This is a genomic window from Streptomyces sp. AC555_RSS877 (assembly GCF_019049245.1).
Taxonomy (GTDB): domain Bacteria; phylum Actinomycetota; class Actinomycetes; order Streptomycetales; family Streptomycetaceae; genus Streptomyces.
Genome location: NZ_JAGMUK010000236.1, coordinates 7,005 through 20,034 on the forward strand (window position 1 = coordinate 7,005; position 13,030 = coordinate 20,034).

The window sequence follows — 13,030 nt, forward strand, 5'->3', positions numbered from 1 at the left end:
TCTCGTCTACCAGGCCCGCCTGCGTTCGCGCTTCGGCCGGGCGTGGAAGCGCAAGGCACCGGTGGAGAGCCTGATGCCGCTGCGGCTGGCCCGGTACGGCGTCCCGCTGGTGCAGACGGCCCCGGCAGGCCTGGCGGCGGCGGGCATCGAGCCGGTCCTGCTGCCACCGGCCCCGCAGCCGCAGCCGGTGTCCCTGGCCGACACTCAGCAGCACGCAGCCCTGGACGCGGCGCCGAGACCCGACGATGATCAACGGTGGCCGTACCCATGTCCGTACCAGACCCTGCCACCCCAGCAACGAGTCACCCCTGGTCTGGCAGGCTGCCCCCGTGCAGGAAGACGATTGGTGCTACGACAACGGCGAAGAGCTGTCCTCCGGTTTCGGGCCCGAGGAAACGGCGGGGGAAGTCTTGCAACAGTGGATGGAGGTGGATCGGGTCTACTGCGTGGCCTGGCAGCAGTTCACATCGGCGGACTGGGACACTCTGGGACAGATCTACCGGGACCTGCCCGGCTGGCAGCCCTTCTCCTCGGACGTGCCCCGGTGGTACTCACTGGATGAGGACCGCAACCTGCACCTCTGGGCTTCGATCGAACCCTCGGGTCTCATGGTTGCGGGAGTGCTGACTCAGGGCATGTGGCGAGACTGGGACACCCAGTTTCGGCACGCGATCACAAGCCACGGCCTTCCTCGATTCAAGTGCGCATGACGCGCGCCGGGCCCCACCGGCCGACGAACTCCTCGAGGGCGCGGCGCTGTTGTTCCTCGCGGGCGAGCTGCTGCGCGAGGACGTCGCGGTCGATGTACGGGTCGACGGCAGCGAGGACCAGGCGCTGGAGTTCGGCCGGCTCCAGCGCCTCCACCTCCCACTGCACCGGGCGACGGGGGTCGAAGCCGTAGCGGTCGGCGAAGGCCGGCCACCTCGGATCACCCTGCTTGCCCTCGGTCGCGGGCAGTTCGTAGGCGCGGACCTGGTCGTACGTCAGCAGGACCCGTTCCGTCCGGCTCCAGCAGCCGGTGCGCGCCACCCAGTCCCGCTCGATGTCCTCGCCGGAGCAGTCGAAATCAGCGACCACCAGAAGAACCCCGTCGCGAGGGTCGGCGGTGACGCGGTCGTGGACGATGTCGGCGTACGACTGCGAGCCGAAGCCTCGGACCACCAGCACCGGGATGCCCGCAGGAGCGAGCCAGCCGGTCAGCTGCTGGCGCAGGGTGTCCTTCTCCGCCGCGACGTACAGGGCGTGCTCCTGGCCCTCGGTGCGGTCCAGCCGGAACCAGTCGGGCATCTGCGCGACGAACGCGTCCACGCCCCTCCAGGCGGGCGGGACGTGAACCTCCCGGACGGTGTCGATGAGGCCAGGGAAACGGCCCTCGCGGCGGGCCTTGGCCAGCTGTGCGGACAGCCGCCGGTACATCGGCGCCGTGTGCGGCAGCGCGCCCTCGGAGACCAGGCGGTACATCACCTGGCGCAGCGTGACGCCGCCCTCGTAGCTGTCCACGATCTCCCGGGCCCGGTCGACGACCGCCGGCCACCGGATCCGCTCCCGCGCCATACCGGTTGTACCCTTCCGAGCCACCGCGTGTACGGGCCTGGACGCCCGCCGCCTCCCGGGCCAGGCTGTCGAGATGAACGATGCGAACGACTCCGGCCCGGACGACCGCAGGATCGACAACGTCTCCCTTTACATGGAGACGCTCAAGGCCCGCATGGACCCCGAGCAGTACGACGTCCTGGCCAAGGCCGTGCACGAGACAGCGCACCTGATAGCCGAGGGCCATCAGGCCGGCCCCGTCGGTGACGCCTCACAGTTCACCGATGAGGTGCAGCGGGAGTACGCGACGGTCCTGGCAATCCTCCTGACCGGCCGCATGGACCACCGACTCGTGGAGATGCCCGGCCCCGACGGCAGCCCGGGCTTCGCCATCGTGGAAACCTCCGCCGCCGACGACCCGGCGAAACTGCAGGAGCTGCGCGAGAAACACCGCCGCTTCGTCACCGAGCAGCAGGCCCTCTACAACGAGCTGGACGGCATCGCCCGGGCCAGCGGCTTGTAGGCCTCCTGTGGGTGCAGCCCTCCGCACCCGGGCCCGTGGTCGCGCCGGGTGCGGAGGGTGTCACACGGCCTGGGTGCGTGCGGCGTCCAGGCGGTCCAGGCGTTCGTAGAGGGCGCGAACGAGGCGGGCGCGGTTCTGGACGCAGCGCACGGTGCCTTCGATCGTCGCGGACAGCCGGCCTTCCGCCTCACGCAGGACGATGTCGGCGAGCGCCTTGGGTCCGCTGTCCTTCGGCAGCTGGGCGGCGCGGCGCCGGACGTCGGAAGCGACCGCGCGGGCGTGGCCGGTCAGCTGGAGGGCGATCTGCTCGTAGTCGCGGGTCGTGAGCGTGTCCTTGCCGGTCCAGGCGAGGACGGCCTTGACGAGGCTCTCGTACGGTTCGCGGTCCAGCGGGAGTTCCGCCTCGATCAGTCCGTCGGGGTCGTGCAGGACCGTGTGGTTGCTGGTGTGCATGGCGGCCTCGCTGCTGGGGCGTCTTCGCGCGGGTGGCCGGCGGTCACCGCTGGGTGTCCTCGCCGCCGTCGGCCCCGTCGTCCTGGTCCTCGGTCCGCTGAGCGAGGAACCGGGCAAAGCCCCGGTCCGCGCGGGCCAGCAGGGCCGGGGAGGGAACGCCGTAGGCGGGCGACTGGAGGCCGCGGCCCTCCGAGGCCGGGGCGGTGCTCTCGGTGTGTGCGCGCATGGGGCCCCGCCTCTCCGGCTGGTGGTCCGTCGGTGCCTTCGACGCTACGCAGCTACGGTCCGCGCTCTCAACGAAGTTGCGGAGAATTGCGGAGGTTCACTCCAGGGCGTCGATCGCGGCCCGGATGAGCGTGCGGGCGGCGTCGCCGTACACGGCCATCTCCGCGAGGCCGGCGAACGCCTTCGCGTAGTCGGCGAGCTCGCGCGGCTGCTTCACTTTGATCTCCGCCGTCAGGGTCTCCACCACGGCCTGGACGTCGTCGTGGAGGTAGAACGCCTCCAGGGGCCACACGGTGCGCTGCGCGGTAAACGGGATGATCCCCAGCGAGACCGAGGCGAGCGGCATCACGGCCAGGAGGTGGCGCAGCTGCCCGCGCATGGCGTCGGGGCCGGCGGTGCGGTAGCGCAGGACGGATTCCTCCATGAGGACGACGTAACGGTGGCCGCCCTCGTAGAGGAAGCGGGAGCGGGCGATGCGGGCGGCGACGGCTTCGGCCACGTCGTTGGGGGTGCCCTGGAACGCGGTGATCTGCTCCATGAGGGCGGTGGCGAAGCCGGGGGTCTGGAAGAAGCCGGGCGGGACGTTGGAGACGTAGACCCGGCAGACGCGGGTGCGCTCGTGCAGGGTGTTCCAGTCCTGTTGGACCTTGCGCATGCCGTTGCGGTGCAGGCGGCGCCACTCCAAATACATGGAGTCGACCGCGCGGGCGGTGGCGATGAGGTCGTCGGCCTGGTCGTCGGCACCGCACGCCGAACACCAGGTGCGGATGTCGGTGTCCGAGGGCGGGGCGTCGCCCTTCTGGATGCGGGTGGTCTTCGCGGGGTGCCAGCCGCACCGGGCGGAGAGTTCCTTCCCGGTGAGGCCGGCGTCCTTGCGCAGGTGCGTGAGCCGCACGGCGAGCGCCTCACGGGCGGCCTGCGCGCTGGACGATGGAGAGACGGGCATGAGCAGCTCAGGGGCCTAGACGGTGTACTTCTCGTGGGGGATGCCGCGCTCCCACACGGTCTCGAACGCCGTGGCGCACAGGCTCACCGCGGCCGGGTCCTCGGTGAACTCGAACCCCGGGTTCGCCCAGTCGCCGTCGCCGGTGAAGAAGTGGAACACGGCGAGGCGGTCGTCGATCAGCCAGAAGTCGTTGCCCGGCAGGGGGATGTCGGAGGCATGCCGCCGGGGCAGCCAGCGCACTTGTTCGCCCGCGCCCAGGTTCAGCGGGGTCACGGCGTGCTCCCACCGGATGTAGTTGGTGACCGGCTCGGAGACGATCCGGGCGCGGCGCATGACGACGCCCCGGGCGAGGGTGTCCTTCACGATGCCGAGCCACTCGGGCCAGAACGAGGCGGTGGGATCCAGGGTGATCTGGCCGGTGCGGGTGAAGTGCTCGATCTCTTCGACCTCGTCACCGACGCCGTAGACGTCGCGCATCTCCAGATGCACGGCCGTGTGCTGTGCGCCGCCCAGCAGTTCAGCGAAGTCCGGCACGCTGTTCTGCGACATCACAGGCCTCCCTCAGAATCGACACCATGCGGGCGGGAATCCGGATCACCGTCTCGTGCGGCGGGATCCCCGCCTGATGGCCGGCGACTCACTCGGTTCCGATCACCTGTGCCTTCAGCAGTTCTTCGGCTTCCTCGCCCTGAAGGACCAGGTCCGCGCTCTCCTCTTCGACCCACACCGTCGGCGATCCGCCGCCTCCGGTGTTCGGGTCGATCCCGACGAACCGTAACGTCATGACCGTCTCCCCTGTCGAGCTGGTTGCGGATAGTTGCGCACCGACCGTCCCGCGCCGTTGCGGCGGCGGTCAAGGCCCCGAGCGGGTTGGATTCCGCCTGTCCGATTCGAACGATCCGACTCGAATTCGAGTCACTCGGACCCGGCTTTTGTGGGGACGCTGTCCCTGGACGGTGAAGCCAGTCGCTCTGTCATCCAATCCAGGCGTTTGGCACCGAACCTAGGCGTCGCGCCCTCGCGTCGCCTCTACCGGCCGGTCGCCTACCGTCTGCTGCTGGCCTGCCGGCTCGGCCCCACTTCCGGTGCCGGCCGAAGAACCGGTTCCCGTCCTCAACCTCGAACCACGGGTACCGGTGGTCCCGCCCACAGATTTGTCCGAGCGGCAGTCAGGCCGGTGTCGAAGCCGCCGAAGAAGACCGAGATGTCGGCGACGGTCCGAGTCACGCCCTGGCAGATCCGACCCGCCGCATGAACCGGTTCATGGGGGCGCATGCGCAGTCAGCCAACCGGGCGCGTTCTAGGCCAATGCGGGATCGCCCGCGGCGAGTTGGGGGCATGCTGGTGGTGCGCTCATGCGCTCTGCTTCGGTGGCGGGAGGCCGGCCGGTGTTACGCATTCACTTCACGGCGCAAGACCTCGCCCGGACACGGGTGGCCGCAACGATCGGCGTCGCAGCGGAGGTCTATTACAGCCTGGAGCTGCTGGGAGAGAACCGGGAACTTCCTCACTTCCGCACGTGGCGGTCAGCGGTCGCGGGCCGGATGGGAGCGGACACGCACCCCCTGACGTCCCTGGTTCCGGTGCGCGGCCCGGGGCTTGATCTGCTGGCCTTGATGGGCGATGTGCCCTCTGTGGACCACGCCGTGGACAACCTGCTGCATGCCCCGTTGTCCCGGCTGCGACGCGAGTTCGAGGGTCTCGACTTCCACCCCGGACACCTGCCATGGGCAAGGCGGGTGTGCGAGGGCGACCGCGACGCGCGCCGGGAGCTCGCCGATGCCGTGCGCGCCTGCCATCGGCTGACCGTGGAGCCCTACTGGGATCGAGGTCGGTCCGAACTGGTCGCGCTGTCCACTCGTTGCGCGAACCTGGTGTTGGAGGGAGGCATCGATCTGTTGCTGCGTTCGATCTGCGCACCACTGGTCCGCTGGCGTCCACCGGTGCTCGAAGCTCCCTATCCGCGCCGAGTTGAGGTGCGTCTCCAGGGAAGGGGACTGATCATCACGCCCACGGTCTTCGCGAAGCACCCGGTGAGCTTTCTGTGGGACCCGCTCGATAGTGCCCAGCCACCCCGACTGAGCGTGCCGGCTCTCCGCGGGCCGCTGATAGATACCGGGCCGGCGGAAGCGGACGGCTCCGCTATACGGAACCTGGGGTCTCTGCTCGGCCGCACGCGAGCCGCCGCTCTACAGGTGACAGCAGAAGGCTGCACGACGAGCGAACTGGCCCGCCGCCTCAGAGTCACGGCGGCAGCGGCCAGTCAGCACGCGACCGTGCTGCGAAACACCGACCTCATCACCACCAGCCGCCGAGGCGGGTCCGTGCTGCACCACATCACCCCTCTCGGGCTGGCCCTGCTGCGGACCGGCGCCCTGACGGAACCGTGAGGCCCGAGGGCACCGCGGCGTCAGACTGGGCGCGAGACCCGCGCCTGCCGCCCCGGCTCCCTTTAAGCCGTGACTTAAGAGGTAGGCCACAGGTGGCCGACCCATCCAGGATGTGAAGCCGCAACCGGCTCACCCCTCTGGAGATCGCATGAAGACTCACCTCGCCGCCGCCGTCGGTTCCCTCGTGCTGACCGCGGGCACCCTGCTGGGCGCTCCCGCCGCCGGCGCGCAAACCGCCGCCTATCCGATCAGCCCTTTCTACGTTGATGACGGCCAGGGCAGCTACGCCCACGGCACACTGACCTGGTACAACCGGTCGGTCGGCGTCGATGGAACACTCCGGGCCGTCGACTGCCGCAGGGCGTGGTTCGGCGCGTACGGTGCCTCTGGCAAGGAGCTCGGTACCAGGAGCACCGGCACTAAGTGCAACACTACGTATCCGCTCAAGACCGGAATCCCTGCGGATGTGCCCGGGGGCGCCACGTATGTCATCGTCTGTATTGACGATGAGTACGCGCAGCCCATCAAGTGTGTGCAGGTCGACCGGCCCTGACCATCCGACCGGCCGGAAAGTGACGCTGCCGCACCAGCCTCCGGGGCGGAACCACACTCGACGCCCCGGAAGCTCATCTCGCCGCCGCCGGGGTTCCCTCGTGCTGCACAGGCACCCTTGCTCGGCGGACCAGCCCGGTGGTGCCGCGTACGTAGGGTCTGTATTGACGATGCGAACGCGAATGCACTCAAGTGCGGGCGATACAACCGGCCCTGATTTACTGCGGATCTCCGCCACCATCCATTGACATCGAAGTAAGTCCGCCCAGGTCGGGAGAGTGCGGTGGACTGGATTGATCGTCAAAGGACAGACGCCAGTGCGAGGACGTTCCCTTCAGCAAGATGGTCTTGTTGGGCGCAGTTACGGCTTGAGAGGGGATCAGATGCCTACAGGAGTGGCTGTCGTGTGCGACACCGACGATTGCTTCGCCGTCTACCTGGCGGTGGAGACCGGCGACGACGAAGACGCGCGCTCCTCATCTGAGGTCTCGCAGTTGGCGCGCGACGCTGCCCAGGGCGAGGGGTGGGTGGTCAGCTTCGGGTTCCGCCAGCCGGTGATGACCTGCCCGGGTTGCGCGGACGGCCGGGGCCCGGTCCGCGAGCGCGGGGACTGCCGGCGGTGCATGGGCCGCGTCGATGCGGAGTCCAGGTGCGTGTACTGCCTGCGCCAGGTGGAGCCCTTGCAGCCCGAGGCGGGCTGAACGCGCCGAGCTCGATCAGGGCGTCGTGGATGTCGGCGATGTCCCGGCAGTAGGTGACGCCGGGGAGACCGTTCGCCCACGGGTGGGAGATCCGCTTGGTGTCGAGGACGAACACGAGCGAGCCGTGGCGGAGCATGGGGCAGGCGATGCACCGCAAGGTCACCGACTTGCCGCCGCCCGTACTCGCGTTGACCAGGATGTGCGGCGATTCGGCGTCCAGGTCGACGGAGACGACCCTGCTGCCGGTGCCGATTTTGATGACGGGCGCGGACTCTGGGGCCTTGGCCACCAGTTCTCGCACCTTGGGGTCCTTGAAGGCGGCCTTCTTCGGCGGGCGGCGGGTCTTCTTCACCAGCAGGTACGGCTTGCGCCCGGCTGGTGCCAGGAGAACGTCACGCCCTCGAGGGCGAGTTTCTGGGTGATGAGGTCGGCGACCAGGTCCCGGGAGAACCTGAGGTGCACCGGCAGGTCCACGCGTATCTGCACGTCGTCGTCGCTGAAGTTCTTCGGGACGTGAAGGTAGCGGCGCGGGTCGGTCTGCTCCGCGATGGCGAGGGGCTGGGCGAGGGCCTGGTGCAGCGGCACCACCCACTCGCGCATCAGCTCACGGCGTTCCCGGGTCAGCAGCCCGTACGCGATTCCGCCGGCGGCCGCGGCGGAGGCCGCGCCGATCCCGCCCGTCTGGAGCGTCTGGAGGGTGGCGTCCCGGTGCTCGATAAGGTCCCGGGCCGTCTCCTGTGCTCCCAGGTCCACCAGCCGCCCCCGGCGGCCGCGCTGAGGAAGCACATGCGGAAGGTGAGGCGCTGCCACCCGGCCCGGTACGACGAACGCGCGACGTGGCCTTCGACCTTCGGCAGCACCCGGGTGCCCGGGCGCCAGAACGTCGCGTCGGTCTTCTTCTCACCGTCCATGGGGTGGCCGGCCAGGAACCGGCCGATGCCGAACATGAGGGATTCGGCGGTCTCCTCAACCTGCTTGTCGAACTTCGTCTGCGCCATGGCTGTCCAACGCCCTTCGTGCCGGGTGTGCGTGGGGCGCCACGGCGCCGCCGGAAGCGGACACCCACGCCAGGCATGGACGCTAAAACGATCTCCCTGTGGACAGATTCCGTCTCGGGCGGGGTGGAATCACCGAGCTTTTGACGCCGGTTGGCGAGCTGCCGTGGACTGGAGTGCTCAGCCGTACTCACCCCTGCGGGGACAGCGGTCTTGGGACCGGAGGCGGCAAGCTCAACGGGGCAGGGCAAGCGGGAGCTGAGAGATCGGGGCGTGCGACATGGCCGTGGATGACGACTACGGGCCCGAGGTCTTCACCTACACACGGGAAGAGGCCTACGCGAACGGCACCTTCATCAAGATCCCGCCCGAAGCGTCGGCCCACTTCGTCGCATTCGATGTCTTGCGGCTGTCCGGGACAGACACGACCGGATGGCCCTACCGGCGGCGCAGAGCCGCCCTCGAGTCCGTGTTCGCCGCCCGCGGGCTCATCGCGCCGTGGGTGTTGTGTCCGTCGACCACCGACCCGGACACCGTGCGCGAATGGCTGACGGGGACCTCGGTCGGGATCGAGGGTGTGCTCTTCAAGCTGCTGGGCGATGCCTACCGGCCCTCAGACAGAGCCTGGCAGAAATACAAGGTGCGCGAGACCACGGAGGCGATCGTCGGTGCGGTCACCGGCTCCCTGACCGCTCCCCGTGGTCTGCTGCTCGGCTGAGTGTTTCAGCTGGCCCTGAGATCTCAGCTCGGACGCCACAGCACAAGTAACCGAGCGCTTTCAGATGGCCACTGACCGGGTGACGGGGCCGACGTCCGCCACGCACCAGGCTTCCATGCCGTTGAGAGAGGTGTTCGACGTCTCAACTCACGAGCACAGGATATTTCAGGCCTCGGCGTTCTATGGCCGGAGACTAAAGACTTCCCAGGGCTTCAGATACTGCGTCAAGAAATCTTTGCCTCAAGGGGCGAACGTCAATCGCGCTGTCCCAGGATCCCCTGTACAATATCTCCTCCGCAATCTCCACCATTCGATTTTGCAGTTCAGAGGATGGATTTTCCCTAAACCTTTCATGCACATCATGAAACTCTGCCTCTACGTCGACTGGAAGCTGCATCGCCATAACGGAATTTAATACTTCGTCAGCAACTACAGTGACGCTCTCTGGTCCAACCATACGAACTTGGAAGGCGGACGTAGCGAAGCGCCCACTGACCTGCTGAACTGCTCGCCAGTTTGCATAGTTCGGCGGCCGCTCAATATGAAACGCCCCTCGAGCCAGAGTATATTTATCCCACGCTGCGAGGAACTGCTGGTAAGCGGCGGCTCGCTGTCCACGAACCCACTGAGAACGTTCCGCTTCCGTTTGACGCCTCACCTGTTGCAGAAGAGCAGCAGCGTTAGCTTCAGCTCCGATCTTCGTTCCATAGATTGCAGCCAGTCCACCGAGGGCGGTTCCGGCCACCCCGATTGCTCCTGCCAGGATCGCCGCCAATCCTCCGTCCATGAGGCTTTCCTTTCCATGGCCGATGTCGACTGTGCGCTTCCGGCGGGTTACAGCGCTGAAGTTGTCAAGGCTCCACACTCATGTTTTCTGCTTAGCTGCCGTAAGTGACGAGCAGGATGAATCCGACACCAAAATCGCGAACAGCAGCAGGCAGCCGAGCCTGCGCATCCGCTCACGCCGCCTCGTGCCGGGCGATACCCCGGGCCACTCCTCGTGCGATCTTCCCCTCGTCGTCCACATCCGCTCCCCCGTATCCAGCGTCAATCCGTGCAGCAAAACCACAGGCCCCGCAGCATGGTGACCCACTCGACCAGTGCGTGGGGCAAGTCGAGTGCGGCAGGATAGGAGACCAACGAGGCACCTGCGCCGATGACTTGAGACTTCGAACGCCTCCCTCAACGGCACGGGTACCTCGTGCGTTGCGCCCTCGCCGCCGTCACCCCCTCGATGGCCACTCTGGAAACGCTCAGTGAGCCAGGGTCGCGAGGGCTTGCTCCGCCATCTGAATGCCGACCGTCGCGGCCATGGTGGTGCCAGCCTCGAGTAGGCGATCCTTTATCTGGCCAGCGATCTGCCGCATCCGGCCCGATTGCGGAGCTGGCGACGTCGATTCATTGTGAAGCTCTTGAGCGACACGTTGTAATTCTACGCGGTCGGCTTCTGCCAGCCCTAGGGTGCTACTGATCTGACCCACGTAGCCAGCCAGTTGAATGAATGCGCTCGGGTCGATACCAGCAGTATTGTTCTGGGTGAAATTCTGTTGTTCGCCGACAATTACCCCCTGAGCATTCGGCAAGTAAGTGTTATAGGTCGCCCCTATGCGGCCTCGACCCTCATAGAGATCGGGGTCGCCGTTGTAATTTTCCATACAGTCCTGCCCTTCCGCGGTAATTTGAGCCTGCTCAGGCCCTTCAAATGATCCCGTGTAGCCATTGATCAGGCCCTTGCTTTTAAGGTATCCGGCAGCGCGGTCAAGTTCCCTCGCGGACAGCGCATACCCTGCGACCGTGGCCTCACGTGTACCAACTACGACTCTCGTGAATGACCAGCGTAGACCTGCCTCGTCATCTAGCCAGACCTGACGCAGCACGGCACGACGCGCGGCCTTGTTACGTTCAACAGAAGGCGCCAGGAATTTACGCCGCTGTGCCACAAGCTCCAACCCCTTCAGGGTCAGGCTGACGGCTGGCCTTCTCGGTGTTGCCCATTTGTCATCCACACCTCCTTCATTCATGCCGTACTGACGAAGATGGATCGCCGTTTCATCGCTTATGGCGTGTTCTGCGGCAAATGATTTTAGGTCTGCACCTTTGTAGCGGTGGTCACCAACTTTCTCGTACACCCAGTCCATGAGTAGTTCGTAGAGCAGGCCGAACTCTTTGGCCATTTGGGCCCTTCCTCAAAAAGGGAAATCGTTCAACAGATCGCTCAAGGCACTCGGCCAGTCCCCGCCCGCGGGTCCCTCCGCATAGTTTGTGCTCTTCTTGCTGGGCGCAACAGTAGGCAGGCTGTAGTTGCCGCTTCCTGCGAGCGCCTGCGGTTGTGCTGTCAGCGCGCTCTCTCAGCTGTTGCCCGGGAGGATGAAGCCGCGCCCGTCGTTGACGGTCGGCCGGCCAGCAGGATCGTGCTCGATGGGACTGTCCAGCATGCCGACGCCGTCACCCGATCGGTGGCCGTTTTGAAAGGGCTAAGTGACCGCCGAACCCCTCTTCCGCCACCCCGGCGGCGGCTACCTTGACGGTACGACCTGCCGGGAGGACCTGCCGATGAGCGCGCAGCCCGACCACGCACCCGGCACCCCCTACACCCCCGCGCCCGGGCTCCGGCCGAACTGCTCGCCCAGCTGCGCGCCGACCGACGCGCGGAGCGGTGGGTGCCGGCCTTCGAGCAGGAGTGGACAGCGGCGCTGGAAGAGTCGCGCCGGACGTTCTCCCTCGCCGGGCTCTACGAGGTCGTCCAGGTCTGGCAGGCCCGCGTTGCTTCCGCCCCAGCGGTCGACGCGTTCCTCGCCTCCGGCCGTGACGAGACCGGGTTCGTCGACCTCGAGGAGATCCGGAGCAAGCGCCGGTGAGCGGTCAGCCATACGCGGTTCGGCTGTCACCGCCCGCCGCGAAGGTGCTCGCCGCACTGCCCGAGCACGCGGAACAGATGGTCTGGGACGTCCTGGACGCCGCAGCCGGGAACCCATGGGGCTATCTCCTGGTTGTCCGGCTACCGCAGACTCAACTCCCGCTACGAACGCCATCCACACAACTACCTGGCCTTTCTCGGCCTCGCCGCGGCCCTGTGCTGCTACAAACGACTGCTCCGCCTCACCATGTAGGACACCGTCTTATCATTCTCTGACAGCACGTCAATCTCTGCGTATCTATGTACGATGGGACAGCTTCTGTCTGCTACGTGGGCTGTTCCGGGCGCCCACCGCGGGGACCCGCTGTCGCTGTGGAGACTGAGCCGGGTGGGGAAGGAGGCGCAGGTATGCGGCGAGGGGGGCGTTTCATGGACAGAGGCGGCGCTGGGCAGGGGAGACCGACGTGGCGTGGCGTGCGATGACGCAGGCATCCAGTAATGCTGAAGCTCCCCAACAGCTTTTCCCACCCAGGCGGCGGCGCCGACGGTTACGCGTCGTCGCTCTCATGTTTCTCCTCGCCTTGCTTGTCGGAGGAGGGGTGGCCGCATGGACCCATCTGATGCCTTGGTGGCAGGGCAGAAGCGACACCTACAGCGTTGTGCCTCCGGCAAGCGCGGTCTTCGAGACCAAGGGCTCCGACATCGCTCAGCTCTCCGAGATCCTCAAGCTTGAGGAAGACCGCGGATACCTATCCGCTTCCCGCGGCTACACCTCAGAGTCGACCGCGAGGTGGGCCCGCTATGACCCGGACGTCGTGACGGTCAGCATCGAGTACCGCCGGGAGGAGGCCACAACCCGGCAGTCCGGCACCGAGGTTGCAGAGGGTTGGATCGATTCCCGCGTCACCTTCCTGCGGGACCACTTCGTGAACTTCACCAAGGCTGCGGGAATCGGCGACGAGGCTATAGAGACGTACAGCTCGGGCGGCGCCGAGGTGTACGTTCGCGCGGGGAATGTGACGATCACGGTCAACTACTACGTGGCTGGCGCCCGCGGAACGGATACCGCGGATCAACTGCAGAGTGTGGCTCGCAACCTGGCGAAGACAGCCGTCGAGAAGCTGAAGAAGACGTAAT

At 66.8% G+C, this 13,030-nt stretch carries 16 protein-coding genes and 3 pseudogenes; 9 read left to right on the top strand and 10 right to left on the bottom strand.

Annotated elements, in window-relative coordinates; translation table 11 throughout:
• Positions 1-181: pseudogene (locus tag KUM49_RS51005) on the top strand (hypothetical protein); the annotation flags it as partial.
• A 148-nt stretch (positions 182-329) separates the two neighbouring features.
• Positions 330-710 (top strand): hypothetical protein, encoded by a 381-nt coding sequence (locus tag KUM49_RS47125; RefSeq protein WP_217243167.1) that lies wholly within the window; start codon positions 330-332, stop codon positions 708-710.
• On the opposite strand, the gene KUM49_RS47130 is transcribed toward KUM49_RS47125, so the two are convergent.
• The gene (locus KUM49_RS47130; RefSeq protein WP_217243168.1) at positions 697-1,554 is read right to left on the bottom strand and encodes a hypothetical protein; all 858 of its coding nucleotides are present in this window, start codon (positions 1,552-1,554) and stop codon (positions 697-699) included. The two genes, KUM49_RS47125 and KUM49_RS47130, sit on opposite strands and share 14 nt — an antisense overlap.
• 73 nt (positions 1,555-1,627) lie before the next feature.
• On the opposite strand from KUM49_RS47130, the gene KUM49_RS47135 reads away from it, so the two are divergent.
• Positions 1,628-2,056 carry a hypothetical protein gene (locus KUM49_RS47135; protein WP_217243169.1) on the top strand — a complete coding sequence of 143 codons (429 nt, stop codon included), beginning with the start codon at positions 1,628-1,630 and terminating at the stop codon, positions 2,054-2,056.
• Between the two features lie 60 nt (positions 2,057-2,116).
• Here KUM49_RS47135 and KUM49_RS47140 read toward each other — a convergent pair whose 3' ends face one another.
• From KUM49_RS47140 to KUM49_RS47160, 5 genes and pseudogenes are all read right to left on the bottom strand, one after another.
• The gene (locus KUM49_RS47140) at positions 2,117-2,509 is read right to left on the bottom strand and encodes a DUF6415 family natural product biosynthesis protein (RefSeq protein ID WP_217243170.1); all 393 of its coding nucleotides are present in this window, start codon (positions 2,507-2,509) and stop codon (positions 2,117-2,119) included.
• Between the two features lie 43 nt (positions 2,510-2,552).
• On the bottom strand, positions 2,553-2,735 hold the full coding sequence (locus KUM49_RS47145) for a hypothetical protein (RefSeq protein WP_217243171.1): 183 nt from the start codon (positions 2,733-2,735) through the stop codon (positions 2,553-2,555).
• A 96-nt stretch (positions 2,736-2,831) separates the two neighbouring features.
• The gene (locus KUM49_RS47150) at positions 2,832-3,680 is read right to left on the bottom strand and encodes a helix-turn-helix transcriptional regulator (protein WP_217243172.1); all 849 of its coding nucleotides are present in this window, start codon (positions 3,678-3,680) and stop codon (positions 2,832-2,834) included.
• A 15-nt stretch (positions 3,681-3,695) separates the two neighbouring features.
• Positions 3,696-4,229 (bottom strand): DUF6879 family protein, encoded by a 534-nt coding sequence (locus KUM49_RS47155; RefSeq protein ID WP_217243173.1) that lies wholly within the window; start codon positions 4,227-4,229, stop codon positions 3,696-3,698.
• Positions 4,198-4,464: pseudogene (locus KUM49_RS47160) on the bottom strand (hypothetical protein). The gene KUM49_RS47155 and the pseudogene KUM49_RS47160 overlap by 32 nt, the downstream one beginning before the upstream one ends.
• Before the next feature lie 571 nt (positions 4,465-5,035).
• Between KUM49_RS47160 and KUM49_RS47165 the strand changes: the two are divergent.
• Complete coding sequence (locus KUM49_RS47165) at positions 5,036-6,070, top strand: helix-turn-helix transcriptional regulator (RefSeq protein WP_254402868.1); 1,035 nt, start codon at positions 5,036-5,038, stop codon at positions 6,068-6,070.
• A gap of 148 nt (positions 6,071-6,218) precedes the next feature.
• On the top strand, positions 6,219-6,623 hold the full coding sequence (locus KUM49_RS47170) for a hypothetical protein (RefSeq protein WP_217243174.1): 405 nt from the start codon (positions 6,219-6,221) through the stop codon (positions 6,621-6,623).
• 530 nt (positions 6,624-7,153) lie between these two features.
• Here the strand turns inward: KUM49_RS47170 and KUM49_RS47175 are convergent.
• Both KUM49_RS47175 and KUM49_RS47180 read right to left on the bottom strand, forming a co-directional pair.
• On the bottom strand, positions 7,154-7,675 hold the full coding sequence (locus KUM49_RS47175; RefSeq protein WP_217243175.1) for a helicase HerA domain-containing protein: 522 nt from the start codon (positions 7,673-7,675) through the stop codon (positions 7,154-7,156).
• Entirely contained in the window at positions 7,672-8,109 is a 438-nt protein-coding gene (locus KUM49_RS47180) for a hypothetical protein (RefSeq protein WP_217243176.1), read from the bottom strand. Before KUM49_RS47180 ends, KUM49_RS47175 begins: the two co-directional genes overlap by 4 nt.
• Before the next feature lie 489 nt (positions 8,110-8,598).
• Between KUM49_RS47180 and KUM49_RS47185 the strand changes: the two genes are divergently transcribed.
• Positions 8,599-9,036, top strand: a complete 438-nt coding sequence (locus KUM49_RS47185; RefSeq protein ID WP_217243177.1) for a hypothetical protein — start codon at positions 8,599-8,601, stop codon at positions 9,034-9,036.
• Between the two features lie 193 nt (positions 9,037-9,229).
• Here the strand turns inward: KUM49_RS47185 and KUM49_RS47190 are convergent, their stop codons facing one another.
• Both KUM49_RS47190 and KUM49_RS47195 read right to left on the bottom strand, forming a co-directional pair.
• Entirely contained in the window at positions 9,230-9,823 is a 594-nt protein-coding gene (locus tag KUM49_RS47190; protein WP_217243178.1) for a hypothetical protein, read from the bottom strand.
• 466 nt (positions 9,824-10,289) lie between these two features.
• Positions 10,290-11,210: a hypothetical protein gene (locus KUM49_RS47195; protein ID WP_217243179.1), complete on the bottom strand. Its 921-nt coding sequence runs from the start codon at positions 11,208-11,210 to the stop codon at positions 10,290-10,292.
• Positions 11,211-11,666: 456 nt separating this feature from the next.
• Between KUM49_RS47195 and KUM49_RS47200 the strand changes: the two genes are divergently transcribed.
• From KUM49_RS47200 to KUM49_RS47205, 3 genes and pseudogenes are all read left to right on the top strand, one after another.
• On the top strand, positions 11,667-11,894 hold the full coding sequence (locus KUM49_RS47200) for a DUF6247 family protein (protein ID WP_254402882.1): 228 nt from the start codon (positions 11,667-11,669) through the stop codon (positions 11,892-11,894).
• 123 nt (positions 11,895-12,017) lie between these two features.
• Positions 12,018-12,146: pseudogene (locus KUM49_RS51010) on the top strand (IS5/IS1182 family transposase); the annotation flags it as partial.
• 346 nt (positions 12,147-12,492) lie between these two features.
• Positions 12,493-13,029: a hypothetical protein gene (locus KUM49_RS47205; RefSeq protein WP_217243180.1), complete on the top strand. Its 537-nt coding sequence runs from the start codon at positions 12,493-12,495 to the stop codon at positions 13,027-13,029.
• Position 13,030: the final 1 nt, after the last annotated feature.

Bases quoted from the DNA above. Each gene is read 5' to 3' on its own strand.
- KUM49_RS47130 (WP_217243168.1), bottom strand. From the start codon at position 1,554: ATGGCGCGGGAGCGGATCCGGTGGCCGGCGGTCGTCGACCGGGCCCGG.
- KUM49_RS47135 (WP_217243169.1), top strand. From the start codon at position 1,628: ATGAACGATGCGAACGACTCCGGCCCGGACGACCGCAGGATCGACAAC.
- KUM49_RS47140 (WP_217243170.1), bottom strand. From the start codon at position 2,509: ATGCACACCAGCAACCACACGGTCCTGCACGACCCCGACGGACTGATC.
- KUM49_RS47145 (WP_217243171.1), bottom strand. From the start codon at position 2,735: ATGCGCGCACACACCGAGAGCACCGCCCCGGCCTCGGAGGGCCGCGGC.
- KUM49_RS47150 (WP_217243172.1), bottom strand. From the start codon at position 3,680: ATGCCCGTCTCTCCATCGTCCAGCGCGCAGGCCGCCCGTGAGGCGCTC.
- KUM49_RS47155 (WP_217243173.1), bottom strand. From the start codon at position 4,229: ATGTCGCAGAACAGCGTGCCGGACTTCGCTGAACTGCTGGGCGGCGCA.
- KUM49_RS47165 (WP_254402868.1), top strand. From the start codon at position 5,036: ATGCGCTCTGCTTCGGTGGCGGGAGGCCGGCCGGTGTTACGCATTCAC.
- KUM49_RS47170 (WP_217243174.1), top strand. From the start codon at position 6,219: ATGAAGACTCACCTCGCCGCCGCCGTCGGTTCCCTCGTGCTGACCGCG.
- KUM49_RS47185 (WP_217243177.1), top strand. From the start codon at position 8,599: ATGGCCGTGGATGACGACTACGGGCCCGAGGTCTTCACCTACACACGG.
- KUM49_RS47190 (WP_217243178.1), bottom strand. From the start codon at position 9,823: ATGGACGGAGGATTGGCGGCGATCCTGGCAGGAGCAATCGGGGTGGCC.
- KUM49_RS47195 (WP_217243179.1), bottom strand. From the start codon at position 11,210: ATGGCCAAAGAGTTCGGCCTGCTCTACGAACTACTCATGGACTGGGTG.